The organism is Candidatus Dependentiae bacterium (genome assembly GCA_040878395.1).
Lineage (GTDB): Bacteria > Babelota > Babeliae > Babelales > Vermiphilaceae > JAKBEL01.
The window spans coordinates 36,504-51,916 of record JBBDMI010000014.1 but is presented as its reverse complement, the minus strand read 5'-3'; the positions used below and the strand labels follow the sequence as shown (position 1 = coordinate 51,916).

20 protein-coding genes and 2 tRNA genes are annotated in these 15,413 nt (G+C 34.8%); 20 read left to right on the top strand and 2 right to left on the bottom strand.

The window, feature by feature from the left end; translation table 11 throughout:
* The first annotated feature begins 34 nt into the window (after nt 1-34).
* From WD055_05775 to WD055_05685, 19 genes are all read left to right on the top strand, one after another.
* Nucleotides 35-745, top strand: a complete 711-nt coding sequence (locus WD055_05775) for a M23 family metallopeptidase (protein ID MEX0849712.1) — start codon at nt 35-37, stop codon at nt 743-745.
* Between the two features lie 32 nt (nt 746-777).
* Complete coding sequence (gene lepB, locus WD055_05770) at nt 778-1,713, top strand: signal peptidase I (GenBank protein ID MEX0849711.1); 936 nt, start codon at nt 778-780, stop codon at nt 1,711-1,713.
* A 64-nt stretch (nt 1,714-1,777) separates the two neighbouring features.
* Complete coding sequence (locus tag WD055_05765; protein ID MEX0849710.1) at nt 1,778-2,239, top strand: rhodanese-like domain-containing protein; 462 nt, start codon at nt 1,778-1,780, stop codon at nt 2,237-2,239.
* 16 nt (nt 2,240-2,255) lie between these two features.
* Nucleotides 2,256-2,329, top strand: a tRNA-Cys gene (locus WD055_05760).
* Nucleotides 2,330-2,399: 70 nt separating this feature from the next.
* Nucleotides 2,400-2,485: transfer RNA gene (locus WD055_05755), tRNA-Leu, on the top strand.
* Between the two features lie 107 nt (nt 2,486-2,592).
* Nucleotides 2,593-2,862 (top strand): HU family DNA-binding protein, encoded by a 270-nt coding sequence (locus WD055_05750; protein ID MEX0849709.1) that lies wholly within the window; start codon nt 2,593-2,595, stop codon nt 2,860-2,862.
* A gap of 184 nt (nt 2,863-3,046) precedes the next feature.
* Nucleotides 3,047-3,604 carry a methylated-DNA--[protein]-cysteine S-methyltransferase gene (locus tag WD055_05745; protein ID MEX0849708.1) on the top strand — a complete coding sequence of 186 codons (558 nt, stop codon included), beginning with the start codon at nt 3,047-3,049 and terminating at the stop codon, nt 3,602-3,604.
* Between the two features lie 107 nt (nt 3,605-3,711).
* Nucleotides 3,712-4,152: an FUN14 domain-containing protein gene (locus WD055_05740; protein ID MEX0849707.1), complete on the top strand. Its 441-nt coding sequence runs from the start codon at nt 3,712-3,714 to the stop codon at nt 4,150-4,152.
* A gap of 4 nt (nt 4,153-4,156) precedes the next feature.
* The gene (locus WD055_05735) at nt 4,157-4,789 is read left to right on the top strand and encodes a hypothetical protein (protein ID MEX0849706.1); all 633 of its coding nucleotides are present in this window, start codon (nt 4,157-4,159) and stop codon (nt 4,787-4,789) included.
* A gap of 15 nt (nt 4,790-4,804) precedes the next feature.
* Nucleotides 4,805-5,962, top strand: coding sequence for a GspE/PulE family protein (locus WD055_05730; protein ID MEX0849705.1), 1,158 nt, complete (start codon nt 4,805-4,807; stop codon nt 5,960-5,962).
* A gap of 42 nt (nt 5,963-6,004) precedes the next feature.
* Nucleotides 6,005-6,160 (top strand): hypothetical protein, encoded by a 156-nt coding sequence (locus tag WD055_05725; protein ID MEX0849704.1) that lies wholly within the window; start codon nt 6,005-6,007, stop codon nt 6,158-6,160.
* A gap of 6 nt (nt 6,161-6,166) precedes the next feature.
* Complete coding sequence (locus WD055_05720) at nt 6,167-6,310, top strand: hypothetical protein (GenBank protein MEX0849703.1); 144 nt, start codon at nt 6,167-6,169, stop codon at nt 6,308-6,310.
* A gap of 82 nt (nt 6,311-6,392) precedes the next feature.
* Nucleotides 6,393-6,854, top strand: coding sequence for a hypothetical protein (locus tag WD055_05715; protein ID MEX0849702.1), 462 nt, complete (start codon nt 6,393-6,395; stop codon nt 6,852-6,854).
* 112 nt (nt 6,855-6,966) lie between these two features.
* On the top strand, nt 6,967-7,716 hold the full coding sequence (gene sufC, locus WD055_05710) for a Fe-S cluster assembly ATPase SufC (protein MEX0849701.1): 750 nt from the start codon (nt 6,967-6,969) through the stop codon (nt 7,714-7,716).
* The gene (gene sufB, locus WD055_05705) at nt 7,670-9,058 is read left to right on the top strand and encodes a Fe-S cluster assembly protein SufB (GenBank protein ID MEX0849700.1); all 1,389 of its coding nucleotides are present in this window, start codon (nt 7,670-7,672) and stop codon (nt 9,056-9,058) included. The genes sufC and sufB overlap by 47 nt, the downstream gene beginning before the upstream one ends.
* Nucleotides 9,058-10,044 carry a SufD family Fe-S cluster assembly protein gene (locus WD055_05700; GenBank protein ID MEX0849699.1) on the top strand — a complete coding sequence of 329 codons (987 nt, stop codon included), beginning with the start codon at nt 9,058-9,060 and terminating at the stop codon, nt 10,042-10,044. Before sufB ends, WD055_05700 begins: the two co-directional genes overlap by 1 nt.
* A 59-nt stretch (nt 10,045-10,103) precedes the next feature.
* Entirely contained in the window at nt 10,104-11,342 is a 1,239-nt protein-coding gene (locus WD055_05695; GenBank protein ID MEX0849698.1) for a SufS family cysteine desulfurase, read from the top strand.
* 187 nt (nt 11,343-11,529) lie between these two features.
* A complete protein-coding gene (locus WD055_05690) occupies nt 11,530-12,057 on the top strand; it encodes a hypothetical protein (GenBank protein ID MEX0849697.1) in 528 nt (175 codons plus the stop codon).
* Between the two features lie 141 nt (nt 12,058-12,198).
* On the top strand, nt 12,199-12,780 hold the full coding sequence (locus tag WD055_05685; protein MEX0849696.1) for a hypothetical protein: 582 nt from the start codon (nt 12,199-12,201) through the stop codon (nt 12,778-12,780).
* Nucleotides 12,781-12,827: 47 nt separating this feature from the next.
* Here WD055_05685 and WD055_05680 read toward each other — a convergent pair whose 3' ends face one another.
* Nucleotides 12,828-13,421, bottom strand: coding sequence for a CDP-alcohol phosphatidyltransferase family protein (locus WD055_05680; GenBank protein MEX0849695.1), 594 nt, complete (start codon nt 13,419-13,421; stop codon nt 12,828-12,830).
* A gap of 12 nt (nt 13,422-13,433) precedes the next feature.
* A complete protein-coding gene (locus tag WD055_05675; GenBank protein MEX0849694.1) occupies nt 13,434-14,078 on the bottom strand; it encodes a DUF6629 family protein in 645 nt (214 codons plus the stop codon).
* 244 nt (nt 14,079-14,322) lie between these two features.
* On the opposite strand from WD055_05675, the gene WD055_05670 reads away from it, so the two are divergent.
* Entirely contained in the window at nt 14,323-15,393 is a 1,071-nt protein-coding gene (locus WD055_05670) for a hypothetical protein (protein ID MEX0849693.1), read from the top strand.
* Nucleotides 15,394-15,413: the final 20 nt, after the last annotated feature.

Below are 15,413 nucleotides of genomic sequence, written 5' to 3'. Positions count from 1 at the left end.
CAACGTGATTAACAGATTAAATTTTCGTTCCAATATGCTCGTTGGAGTAGCGTTATGTGTAGCCGGCTTATCATTTGCTTTTTTGCACAGAGAATATCATGCTTATATCATAGAAGTTGATAAGATGGCCCAAATGAGAGATATTATAAGTTCTTTAAATAAATCATGTGATGTATCTTATCCTGAAATGGTAGAAAAGCATTTGGCTTCTATTGAAATGCCATTATCAATTGAACATGCAGGAATGCAGCCGATAGCTGAAGCAAAAATTGAAATAGATTCTATACGTCAAGTGACTGAGCAGCCAAAACAAAAAGTTGATATTAAAAAAAAAGATATAGATTTTATATGGCCAATTGAAAAACAGAAGTTTTGGTTAAGCTCTTATTTTGGAATGAGAAAATTACCAAGTGGGCGGAAACAGTTTCACAATGGTATTGATATGGCCGCATTAAAAGGTACTCGAGTGAAATCTGCAGCTTCAGGCATCGTTGAACGAGCGTATGAAGATCCTGTGGGATATGGCAAAACAATTATAATAAAACATAACAAAATCTATAAAACACGCTATGCTCATTTAGATAAGATGTTGGTAACGCAGGGACAATCAGTGAAGCAAGGGCAGTTGATAGGGCATGTTGGATCAACCGGTAATGTACGCAAAACCGGACGCGATGCATCACATTTACATTTTGAAGTTTATTCGCATGAAAAGCGTGTGAATCCATTAATATTTTTTAGTTAAATAGTTTCATTATAACAGGAAAGGTTTTATACATGTTTGGAATGAGAAGAAGAGAAAAGAAAGAGAAACCACCTTTTTTCTCAACAGCAAATTTTAAAGAAATGGGTGGTTTATTATTGCTCGTTTTTTTAATTCGTACATTTGGATTCGGTTTATACCAAGTTCCAAGTGGATCGATGGAAACGACCATGTTGGTTGGCGAACGCTTCTTTGCTGATAAATTTAGTTATTTATTCAGTTCGCCAAAGCGTGGTGACATTATTTCATTTAATGATCCAACTTTTAATTATTCAGATGATAAATTAACACGATTGTATCAAAATTATGTATGGGGCCCATCAAACTGGACAAAACGTGTTATAGGCCAACCGGGAGATTTGGTTGAGGGTAAAATTGAAGATGGTAAACCGGTAATATATCTTAATAATAAAAAGCTGGATGAACCATATTTGAATAAATATCCGTTAATTGCGGTATATAAAGTTGATCCATCAGGATTGTTCCAACATATGACCGGTCGTTCAATTGATGATTTTTGGCGTAATGTAACTTTTTATTCATATGACCCGAATAAATCGTATGCAGACCAACCATTTTATCGTATGAAGGCAAATCGTATTGTAACCGGTGCGGATGGCAAACCGATTTTGATGTGGCCTGGTACACCAATTCGTGAACCACAAGAAGATCGTCAAATGAATACACAAGAAAATTATTGGGATGGGTCAGACGTTTTCCGTGTACAATTAGGTGAAAATCAATATTGGTGTATGGGCGATAATCGTTTAGGAAGTAAAGATTGTCGTTGTTTTGGGCCGATTAACGGACAATTAATTCATGGTAAAATTGTATTCTTGATTTGGTCATTAGATAGTGATGAATCATGGTGGATTTTTGATCTGTTGAAACACCCAATCGATTTTTTCAAACGTATGAGATGGAGTCGTTTTTTCAAAATAATGCGCTAACTGTTAAGTAATTTGCACAAGATTTTTTTTGTGCTAGGTTATGAATAATAAAGGATTATTAAAAATGTATAACATGATTTCAAAATATATAATGTCATTGAGTATTCTTTTATTGCTTCCGGGTTGTTTTGGTGAGCAAAAAAAAGAAGGTTTATTTGTTATTAATGTACTTGATGCAGATTACTTTAATGATTGTCATATTAAAGATTCAATCAATGTATCTGTTGACGGTCTAGATAAGTTTGTTGCAAACCTTGATAAAGATAAATCTGAGTTGGTAATTTATTGCTCTAATTACATGTGTACAGCGAGTGGCTTTGGAGCTAAAAAATTGCAAGATATGGGCTTTTCAAATGTTTGGGCATATGAGGCAGGTATGGCAGAATGGCATCAAAAAGGGTTGCCGGTTGAAGGAAAATGTACAAAACCATATCTAAAGAAGATAATTGATAAAAAAGAGCTTGAAGAATCATCAAAAATACGTATAATAAGTACTGATGAATTGGCTCGGAAGATGAAGCTTTAAAAATAGATAAAAAAAGGGCGGCATGGCCAAGTGGTAAGGCAGAGGACTGCAAATCCTTTATCCCCGGTTCGATCCCGGGTGCCGCCTCCACAAAAAGAGTAATGATGTATTAAGATTATATAAAAAAAAGGAGTAGGAGAAGCTAAATCTTAGACTATATGCCGAGGTGGCGGAATGGTAGACGCAAAGGACTTAAAATCCTTCGACCTTTAGGTTGTGCCGGTTCGAGTCCGGCTCTCGGCACCAAAAAAATAAGCTTGACAAAGTCAATGCATCTCAATAGATTGCATTTATGAGGTTTGTTTTTTTATTGGTAATCATAGAACAAAACCAAATATTAAAAGGATACGCTTATGAATAAGGCAGAATTAGTTGAAAGTATGGCTAAAGTAACTAGCTTGCCAAAATCAACTTGTAAGGAATGCTTAGAAGCATTTATCACAACTGTTGGTGGTGCTTTGAAAAAAGACAAAACAGTTGTTTTAACTGGTTTTGGTACTTTTAAAGTAATGAAAAGAAAAAGCCGTGTTGGTGTGAATCCAGCAACTGGTAAAAAAATGACTATTCCAGCTAAAAAAGTTCCTAAATTTAGCCCAGGAAAAGCTCTTAAAGATTTGATCTAAAATAGATCTTTAAGATACAAATTAAAAAAAGCACTCATTTTCTGGGTGCTTTTTTTATTGTCCGAAATATATAGCAACACTTGTTAAGTTGCGTACAATTCAAAGTATGCTTATGCTCTGAGATCAATAAATATAGTCAGAAATGTTCTTACTTGTTGCTAAATGTTTCACAGGAGGATCAATTATGTTTGTTCATCTTATTTCTTCAAAAAAATTTCATAATAATTTTCTCTATGCAATTGAAATACAAACAGTTGTTGGTCCTATGATTGCAGTTGCAGATGAACAAGATCTTTGTTTATTATCATTTTTAGATGCTAAAAATGTGGCAGATGAAGTGCAACGCCTATGTAGAATGAGATCTTCAAATATAACATTGGGGTATACAGAGCCTATAGTGTCGATTCAACAGGAATTAAAAGAATATTTTCAACACGGTTTGGCAGACTTTAAAACTCCGATCTCTCTATTTGATTCACTCTTTTATCAAACAGTTTGGCAAGCGTTGCAAGTGATTCCTTTTGGGCAGACATGTTCTTATAAGCAGATAGCTCAAGCAATAAAGCATCCATCTGCATTTCGTGCGGTTGCTCGTGCTAATGCCGCTAATCGATATGCCATTCTCATTCCGTGCCATCGGGTCATTAATGCCGATGGAGCTCTTGGAGGGTATTCAGGGGGAATTGAAAGAAAAAAATGGCTATTATACCATGAAGAACAGCTGGCTATACATATAAAATAACCTATACTCAAGGGATAAAAATAGCTTTTTACTTCCTTTTTCTTGATTGCAGCAATAATTATTCATTATACTAATAGTAAATAATGATGAATTAAAAGAGTAGGAGTATGTCAATGTCAAGTGAACAAGGAATGATGCCTGAAGCTATACAAGGTGTTACAGAAAAGGTTTCCGGAGCGTTTGAATCAGCAAAAGAGGCTGCAAAATCAAATACTTTAGTTGAGCGGTTTCATGAGTGGAAATACACATTGCTCGATTGGGGAATCTATTTGGGGATTGGATTTATAGTAGGTTTCTTAATTAAAAAATATCTAAAGTATATTCTATTATTGGTTTTGTTTATTGTTTCATTAGTTATTTTGGAGCAATTTGATGTGTTACATTTAACCATTGATTGGGCTAAAATCCAAGAATTATTTAATGTAAGGCCGGCATCAACCGCATTTGATGCACAGGTACTCAGTTCATATATTGATTGGGTAAAAGCAAATTTTGCTATTGTTTTAAGTACATCTATTGGGTTTATCCTTGGATTAAGATTAGGATAATATTATGCAAGACAAAATGTACGTAAAGAAATTAACAGATATTTTGGTACAATTAAAAGCTATTACACCGGAAATGAATGATGATCTTGAGCATAGCTTTGCGCAATCGAGTCATGAGCAATTTGACGATTTTTTGCTTGATCAAGGGTTGGTTTCAAAAGAGGATATACTTAAAGCATTAAGTATTTTGTATCAAGTTCCTTATATGGATGTTGACGGTTATTTTTTTGATTCGTTCATGTTGCAAAAATTCCCTAAAGATTTTTTATTGCGCAATGCAATTATTCCTTATGAACAAGATCAGAATATGTTGTTGGTTGTGGCAGCTGATCCCAGTGATCAAGCATTACTGGATAAAATTGGTGCACACGTTTCGTATGATATTCGTTTTAATGTTGGGATTCAGACTGATATTATCAACATGATTCGTATGTATTACAATAAATCATTAACAGAACCGGTGAGTTATGTAAAAGAGGCGCAAATTGAAGCTCTTGATGATTTGCCTGTACGGCAAGAAGAGCTTGATCAACAAGAATTTATTGAAGAAAAGATAGAGCAGTTTGAGCAAACAGAAACAGCAAAAGAACGTGAAGAGATCGATAAGCGTGCACATAATGCACAAAAAAAGAAATAAGTTGTCGTGAGTAATATGCAGGATCGATCTGTTATTCAAATTGTAGATGCACTTTTGCATAATGCAATTGAACGAGGTGCTTCCGATATTCATTTAGAATCGTGTCAAGATGGGTTGCGCGTTCGTTTACGTATTGATGGTATTTTGTATGATCATGCATTTTTTGATACTATGCTTATGCCTCAAATCATTTCGCGCATAAAAGTTTTAGCTCATATTGATATTGCTCAAAAACGTATTCCTCAGGATGGCAAATTTCAGATTGCTGATGATGAGCGACAGATTGATTTGCGTATTTCTACTTTTCCTACCTTGTTTGGTCAAAAGATGGTGATTCGTATTTTAGATCCGTCTGAAAAAACGATTAACATTGCACGGCTTGGTATGTCATCACATGTTTTATCGCAATTTGAACAGTTACTTAGAGAGCCGCAAGGGTTTTTTTTGGTTACCGGTCCGACCGGATCGGGTAAGACAACCACGTTATATGCAGGTTTATCACATATAAATACTGTTGATAAAAATATTATTACTTTGGAAGATCCAATTGAATATCATATTGAGGGCATTACTCAGGGGCATATTCATCCTGAAGCCGGCTTTACCTTCGAAAAGGGTATGCGTTCATTGTTGCGTCAAGATCCAGATATTGTAATGGTCGGTGAAATTCGTGATGCACAAACGGCACGCATTGCAATTCAAGCTGCAATGACAGGTCATTCGGTGCTGAGTACATTACACACGAATGATGCACCTTCGGTTATTATGCGTTTGATGGATATGGGTATTGAACCGTTTTTAATTAATGCAAGTTTGTCCGGCATTTTAGCGCAACGTTTGGTTCGTTTATTATGTTCTGCCTGTAAAACAGAGCGTAATTTAACTGAAAAAGAACAAGAGTTTTGTGATATGCATGGTATTGAGATGCAAACAGTGTGCGAATCTCAAGGGTGCCAAGACTGTTTTGATGTTGGGCACAAAGGTAGAATTGGTATTTTTGAATTGGTAACATTAAATGATGCAATGCGTGCATTGATTTCTCATAATCCATCAATTGATGACATTCGTGCTCAAGCAAAACGTGACGGTACCGTTAGCTTGTTGTATGATGGTTTTGAAAAAGTAAAGCAAGGTGATATTTCATTGCATGAATTATTGCGTGTTGTAACTTGAACTATTTGTATCAAAATGCATTTTTTTGTTATACTTCATTTTATGAAAGTTCTCTTAATATATCTATTTTTAAGTAGTTTTTCGTTGTCAGCTGTATCTGCTTCATATCCGGTTTTTTCTGATTTAGAACGCAGTTTGCTTACGTCAGTTATAGTAAATGAGCAAACGAGAAAACAGATGGAAGATGCGCTTGAGTAGGGTGAATTGAAAAAAGCGCTTGAGATTCAACATAGCTATTTGGTGACAAAACAGCAAACAATGCACAATTGGTCAACGCTGCTTTTTGTAGCGATATGTTTTGGTGGTATCGGTTTTCTTGCAAAAGAGATATCTAATAGTTCGCATTAAAAAACTCTTCCTATTTTTTTTGTCTTATTTTAAACTCACTTTGGTAATATTTCATTTCTTTTTAAGTAAAGGATTTTTTTTTATGATGAATATGAAAAAAAGTAATTTGTTTTTGTTAATGGTCCTTTTATCTCCAATGGGATTGGTTGCGCAATTTTGTCCAGAAGAGAATTGTAAACAAAGTTGTGGGCGCAAAGCATCGCTTGAAGATTTAAGTTCGTTGCCTTCAGAAAATGGAAATGCCTATACACGTGCAAAACAACTGTTTTCAGGTGATGATAAGCAGTCATCACTATCACTTGAAGATTTAGAACAAGCACTTGCTACTGCAAAAGAAAAAAATGATTTTGAAACACATGCAGAAGCATATCATAGATTAAAAGTTGAGCTATCGACAGAGGATGAAGGCAGTACCATTGTTTTAAAAGTTAAAAAAATAGGAATTCCGGTTGCTATCATAACAGGTGTTGTCGGTGTTGCAGCTTATTTGTTTCGCACATATCTAAATAATAATGCTGCAGAATCTGCTTACGTTGCAGATTAGAATATTTTTTTAAAAAGCTATAAAGAGGTAATCAATAAAACGATTGCCTCTTTCTGTTTTTAGAGATACATGTTATGGTAAAAGGTATACACACTTAACAATAACAGGAACTATGAAGAACGCATTAGAGATACATAATCTTTCAATTTCAATTGAGAATCAACATATTTTGCATGATGTTAATCTTGAGTTAAAGTCAGGAATGGTGCATGCATTAATGGGCCCAAATGGTTCGGGCAAAAGTACCTTAGCGCTTTCGCTTATGGGGCATCCTCATTATGATATTAAATCAGGATCGGTTTTTTTGCATGGCAAAGATATATTGTCTTTACCGGTACACAAACGTGCGCAACAAGGTCTTTTTTTAAGTTTTCAACAACCGTATGAAATTTCAGGTGTTCCTATTGCTTCATTTTTAAAAGCATCGTATGAATCGATACATGGTCATATTAATCCCAAAGAATTAAAAGAAAAAGTTTTGCATTATTTTGATCTTTTACAAATGGATCATGCATTATATTATCGCAACTTACATGAAGGTTTTTCCGGGGGCCAAAAGAAAAAGTTGGAAATGTTGCAACTGTTGTTATTAAAGCCAAAAGTTGTCATTTTAGATGAAATAGATTCAGGGCTTGATGTTGATGCATTGCAGATTGTTTCGCATGCGCTTGCCGTTGCAAAACAAGAAAATTCGGATCTTGCGATTATACTTATTACTCATTATCAACGCATATTGAATTATATTAAACCTGATTATGTGCATATTATGGGCAATGGAACTATTGTCAAATCAGGTGATTATCAATTAGCGATGCATGTTGAACAACATGGTTATGATGGACAGATTAATGCAACAGGCTGATACTATTTTTTATAAAGTTCCTAAAGGGTTAAACAGAAAAATTGTTACTGACATATCAGAGCAAAAAAATGAACCTGGATGGATGACTGATTTTCGACTCAAAGCATTAGCAATTTTTGAATCTATGCCGATGCCCGAATGGGGTCCTGATTTATCCGGATTAAATCCCAATGATATATATTACTATGTAAAGCCGCTTCAAGCTCAAAAACAATCATGGGATGATGTTCCTGACGATATAAAAAATACATTTATTAAATTAGGTATTCCACAAGCTGAACAAAAATATTTAGCCGGAGTGGGTGCGCAATATGAATCGGAAGTGGTATATAAAAGTTTACGCAAAACATGGGCAAAAAAAGGGGTTATTTTTGCTGATATGAGTTCTGCATTGCATGAGTATCCTGAACTATTTAAAAAACATTTTGCCACAGTCGTACCTGCACGGGACAATAAATTTGCAGCATTGAATTCTGCAGTGTGGTCAGGTGGTAGTTTTGTGTATGTACCAAAAGGTGTGCATATGGATATGCCATTACAGGCTTATTTTAGAATTAATGCACAACAGATGGGTCAATTTGAACGGACACTTATTATTGCCGATGAGGATAGCTTTGTACATTATGTCGAAGGGTGTAGCGCACCGGTGTATCGTCAACATTCTTTGCATAGTGCAGTTGTTGAACTTATTGCTCATCCAAGATCAAAAATTCGTTACACTACAATTCAAAATTGGTCTAACAATGTATATAACTTAGTAACTAAACGTGCCATTGCAAAAAAAAATGCATCTGTTGAATGGATTGATGGTAATTTTGGTAGTAAAGTTACCATGAAATATCCATGTATTATTTTGCAAGAGCCCGGTGCTCAAGGTCAAGTGATTTCTATTGCTGTTGCAGGCAATGGTCAATCTCTTGATGCCGGAGCAAAAATGATACATTTGGCACCACATACAACTTCAAACATCATTTCAAAATCAATTTCAAAAGATGGCGGTTGTGCAAGTTATCGCGGATTGCTCAAGATTGTCAAAGGTGCAACTCATGCAAAAGCAACGGTGCAATGTGAAGCGTTATTGTTAGATAGTGCATCGCGTTCGGATACTTATCCAACTATTGATATACAAGAAAAAACTGCACATATTGGCCATGAGGCATCTGTGAGTACGATTAATGATGAACAGCTTTTCTATCTTATGTCTCGTGGTTTTAATGATGCACAAGCACGTGCATTAATTGTAAATGGCTTTATTGATGCATTTGTTAAAGAGTTGCCGATGGAATATGCCGTTGAGATAAATCGTTTAATTGCGCACGAAATGGAAGGATCAATTGGCTAATGCAACAACATGATGATTGGCGTTTTTGTAAAGCGCCGGAATTTAGTTTTGATCCGGTTGGTGTGTCATATGAAAAACAATCTTTTATTGATCTGTCACAAGGTGTCGGTATTTATGATACAGATGATTTTATTGCAGCATTTCCTGCTATTGCACAACAATATATATTAAATAAAACATATCATAGTTATAAACATGATCATTATGCTTTATTAGCAAAGGATACTTGTGATCGTTCATATGTATTATATGTTCCTTCAGGGGTTTCTTTTGATATGTGTATTGCTTTGCCTATAGTGTTGAGCGCGCAAATGCAGGTTAATAATCTGTATATTATTGTGCAACAATCAAGTTCAATTACTATTGCGCACGATCTATTGGGTAGAAGCATTAATACTATTTCTATTTTTTTAGAGCCTTATGCACAACTAACGTGCATACAAAAAAATAAACATGCAATACAATCGTATAATCACATAGTTTGTTATCAACAAGAGTATAGTTTGTTTAAATGGTATGGTTGGTATGAAAAAACAGTTTATAATCACCTACAGTCGATATTACAGGGTAAGCATGCACATGCGCATTTGTATAACGGTTTTGTTGGCAGTGATGACACAACGCAATGGTTAAAAACAATGCAACATCATCAAGTTGGAAAAACCGAATCAGTTTCAGTAACAAAAGGTCTACATAGACAACAATCGCATGCTACACATTTGGGTATGATTCGTATCGAAAAAAATGCACAACAAGTGGTGGCAAATCAGCAAAGCAAATTTATGTTGATGGATGTAACTGCACAGGCGCACACAATTCCAAGTCTGGAGGTTTTGGCAGATGATGTGCAATGTGCACATGGAAGTGCAATCGGTTCTTTTGATAAAGATATTTTATTTTATTTGCAAGCGCGTGGTTTGTCAGAAAATGATGCAATGCTATTGCTGGAAGATGCTTTTTTTGCAGATGTTCAGCCGGTAGTATAAATACAAATCTTTAAACACTCTTTATTTCATAATTTATTGTTATTACACTAGAATCTTATATGTATAATAATACAGTAGGGCCGTTTATGAACATTGAACAGATACGTAATCAATTTCCAATTTTTGAAAATAAAAAAGATAAGCCTTTTATATATTTAGATAATGCAGCAACTACGCAAAAACCACAGATGATGATTGATGCAGTTGTTGATTTTTATACTCAACATAATGCGAATATTCATCGTGGTATCTATACATTTGGAGAGCAAGCAACACAACTGTATGAAGATGCTCGTGCAACAGTTGCTCAAGCGATAGGTGCGCAACCTGATGAGATTATTTTTGTAAAAAATGCCACAGAAGGAATAAATTTAATCGCTTATTCATGGGCAATGCAGCATATAACACAAGGTGATGAGATACTGCTCACCGAATATGAGCATCATGCAAACTTGTTGCCTTGGCAACGTGTTGCGCAAAAAACAGGCGCAACGCTTAAGTTTCTGCCGGTACATGATGATGGAACTTTGGCATATGAACAGTTATCAAAATTTGTCAGTAACCATACAAAACTAATTGCATGCTCAGCCCTTTCAAATGTGACCGGTGCAAAGACCGAAGTTGCTATTTTAGCAAACTATGCAGACAAAGTTGGCGCAAAATTGTTGGTGGATGCAGCACAAGTAATGGCTCATGATACAATCGATGTAAAAAAAGAAAAAATTGATTTTTTAGTATTCTCAGGGCATAAAGTTTTTGGGCCGACCGGTATTGGTGTATTGTATATAAAAAAAGAATTACAAGAGAGTATGGTGCCGTATCAACTTGGTGGAGGCATGGTGTTTGATGTCGATTGGCATGATGCAAACTATTTAAAAACGCCTCAAAAATTTGAAGCCGGTACGCCTCCTATTGTACAAGCAGTTGGTTTGGCTGCTGCATTGCGATGGTTACAAAAACAGAATATGCATGATATTCAACAACATGAATCTGCATTAATGAAACAATTAATTAATGGCTTGCAAACAATTTCAGCAATACGCATTTTAGGCCCGATTGAACAACTGAAAAAACAAGGGCATCTTGTAAGCTTTGTTGTTGATGGTATGCACGCTCATGATGTTGCTGCATTTTTGAGCGATTATGGTATTGCAGTGCGGGCTGGGCATCATTGTGTACAGCCGTTGGCAAAAAAATGGAATATTGATGCATCAGTTCGTGTAAGTTTGGCATGTTATAATACATCTGATGAAATTGATCAATTAATAAAAAATATGAAAAAAATAAAAAAAGTTTAATGAAATACCTAAATGTATGGATTTGAATTTTTTTTTAAAAACTTATTCAAAAAAAGATTAAAAAATAGGTTGAATTTTTTTTTCTATCAGTGTAGTTTATCCCTGTAAATTTTCATAGATAAACATCGTGTTTATTTAGTCTGGAATTGTAGCGTATTATAATTATAATTTTATAGGGAGTTTCATTATGCAAACATCATTTTGCAAAAGTTTGACATTAACCGTATTGGCATTGGTGAGTGTGCAACAAGTAAGTGCATTTGCACCATTGGATACGTTCAAAGATGTAGGTGAAAAAGAATACACTATTCATGGTGTATTTCGTGATTTAGTAGTAAAAACTGCTTTACATGATTTGGTTAAAAAACATTTGCCTAACAAACATTTTGTAAGCTTGGGCTCTTCAACTTTAGATGCTCATGATCTTTTCAATGCATTAGCTGATGCAATTGCTGTAGTTGTAGATGAATATGTTTTTAGTGATAAATTTGAGTGTGTTGATACAGTAACTGATGCAGTAAAAGTATCTTGTGCAGGAACATTAGCGCACAAAGCATTTGTTGAGTTGTTAACTTTATTTGGTGTTGTTGATCAAGTAAGTGATGAAGTTAAAGATAACTATGACAGATTTGGTAAAGCTTGGTTTAGCAATGCATTAGGTAAATCCTTGAATAATGCAGTTTCTCAATTAGTAAACAGAGCTTCAGGCAACTAATGCACAAACAATAAAAAATATAGGGCATCTTTCTCTGGAAGGGTGCCTCATTTTTTAGATGTACGATCTTTAGGAAATTTACAAAAAATAGTTGTAATAAGCAGAGTAATTTGATTTATTAATCTTGTTTAAAGGAATATTATGAAAAAATTAGCATTATTAGCGTTGGTACCATGTGCATTGTTGGCTAAAGGTGAAAATCCGTTGTCAGACCTTCCTCAATTGGCATTTAATCCGGTTTCTGCAAAAACTGCAAAGTTATTAGTTAAAAAAGTTGTTCAAGAGCAAGCTGAAAAATGGGCTTCAGAAGTTGAAGGTGAAGTAACAGGAGATCGAGAGCTATTGAATCAATCAGGTGTAAAGGTTTCGACAGCAGATCTAGCTCGTTTTGCAGCTCTAGTTGGTGTTGATTGTGCATATGATGGATTGAATGACTTATCACAGGGTGATGTAAGAGAAGCCGTTAAAGCAGGTTTAAAAAATGCATTATTGCATACAGAATCTCGTACTTTATCAGCTGCATTAAAAACTGCATGGAGCATATTAAGTCCATTTAATTTAAGTTTGATTAATTTTGAAGAAAGATTTGGGCCACAAGTTGGTAGCCTAGTAAACCACTATGTGCGTGACCCACTTGTAGATGAGTTTTTGAACAATGTTGTAAAATATGTGATTGCAAATCACGCTCCATGGCATAAATTAGATAGTTCAGAAGAAGCTTAATAAAAAAACTTTATTGTTTAAAGTTGCTTATAAAAATTCCTCGACGGTTAATCCCTCGAGGAATTTTTTTGTGTAATTTTTATAAAACGGTTTATAGCAGAAGCAGAAATGCCGATGTTTAAAGCGCTTAATATCCAAAACATATAGTTGGGCAACAAGAGCATTGCGCAAAAACAGGCAAATGCTTCAGCGCGTTCAATAAGGCAACTGTCATAATGCATACTTTTATTTCCACTGTTTTTAAACAATGCACCCGCTGCGACAAATGTGGTGAAATGTAATAACAGTGCAATGAAAAAAGTGATATATGCATGTATATGTTCCGGATAGGCTATTGCGCATCCGTATATAAATGCAGATTCAACCATGCGATCAGAAATGAGATCAATATATGCTCCTATTGGTTGAGCATTGTTTTGCAATCGAGCAAGTGAACCATCTAAAATATCACATAAACCTGAAATACAAAGTAATATGCATGCAAGATATAAATAGTGCAATACAACAGCAATACCGGCAGATATGCCACACAAAAATGCACATAAAGTCAGCATGTTGGGTGTAACATAGCATTGGTTGAGTATTGATCCTATGATATCAAAAAGCGGTTGTATTTTTGGTCTTATATGGGCTTCGATCATCTATTTTTTTCCTTATGATTTTTTATTATTAAGTTGCACAATTATCACATAAGCCAGACTGCTCAAAACTGCTGCAAAGAAGCACCATATTGAAATTAGATGTATGAAGTAAAATTGATATGAAATAATGTATGAAAGCAAGAGCACAAAACCAAATATATGCATATAAGAAAGCGATGATACAAAAAATGGCGCAACAGTTGTTAATAAATAAAGTAGGGTGCCGATTTTATTTTCTGATGCCGGAATACTTACATTATAATAAATGTGACAATTAAGTGCTTCAGCCGATGCTCCATACAGTGCAATGTAACTATATAAATAGAGCGATACAATAATGCCGAGCATGCTGAGTAGTATGAGATGTTTTTTGCGTAACGATTTTTTTTCAAGGAATGCAATACTTGTTGGTATGTAGATAGGCCAAACAAAAAATGCGAATAATAAAAAAATGTAAGGGGTAATAGATTGTATCATCGGCCAATCACGAGGGAAACTCATCCATAACAATCCTTCAGAGATTTGTTGCAATGCAAACACAACCGGAATACAAGCGAATAGGATAGCATGCTTAATTTTATTTTTTTTAATACATAATATGCCGATAGTGGTCAAATAGGTTGCAGCAATAAAGCTGGCTTGCGCTGAGTAACACATACAAACTCCTTAATATATGCATATAATTTTCATTTTTGTTTATACTATACTATATCATCATGTATTTATATATAAGAGGTTATAGTTTGCTAAGTAAGTGTATCTACACATATATAATAGAAATAGGATTAAATATATTGCGTAATTTTCTTGGCAGTACGGAGATGTTTTTTGCAAAAAATTGAAATATTTATTACACTTTGAAAAAGATATTTACGTTTGCAACTTACGCATAGGAACAGATATGAAAAGAATAGTTTTAATACTTATGTCATGCATATTATTTTATTTCTCATCGCATGCAGCTGATAGTTTTTCTTTATCTTCTTGCTTGTATGGATCTACTTCTCAATCTTTCGTTTTGCCAGATTATGCAAGACTTAATCCGGTATTTATGCAGCAGATGTTACCTGAAGCATTGCATGCAATGCAAGATGAAACTGTTGAAAAAAAAATGTTGCCATCGGCAATAAAATCAGTTTTATCAGCATGTGCTTCCGTGGGTAAAGGTTGTGTTTCAATTATGGTGATTTTAGCCCCATATATTGCTCAATATCTTCCCCATATTTTAAGTGGTGGCTTATTTGCAACTGCACTTGGAGTGTATACGGTGGGTAAAGTTCGTGAAAATGGAAAGAAAATTAACGAAGTGAATGGCAAAGTTGATGCATTGGGTCAACAAGTACATGCTGGATTTGAACAAGCAACGCAAGAGCGAGCACTTTTGGCAAAATCAGACCAAGTTCAACAGATCACAACAGAACTTGAAACGCTTAAAGTTGCTTTAGAATCAGGTTTGGGAAACACAAACCGATCAATTGAAGATCAAACGGCACAATTTGCCGAACGTCTTGGTGGTATGCAGCAAATATTGAATGAATTGAAAGATCAAGGACTTGCGCAAGCGATTGCACCACTTCAAGAACAACTTACAGCTTTAGAGAAAAATTTTCTTGATCAGTTACAAGAAAAATTACAACATGCTGATATTTCTATGAAACAGTTTTTGCAAAATAAATTAGATGTATTTCAACAACAATTTGGAACATTAGATAGAAGATTAGTCAAATTGGAGGAAGGGCAAGAAGTTCTATTGAGCAATCAAAGCGAAATTTTGAGGTTATTGCAAGACAAAAAACCTGGTGTCATAAATGTTGCAATACTTAATACAAGGAAAACAAAGAGGGCAGCATCAACTGTTTTATCTCAATTTGGTGTACTTCCTGCATCAACATCAAGTCTGTATACGTCACCACCGGCCTTTGGTAGAGCATCTCAGCTTACTTTGACAGATAGACTAGTAGATTCAGAATAAAAATAGATAACAAGTTGTGA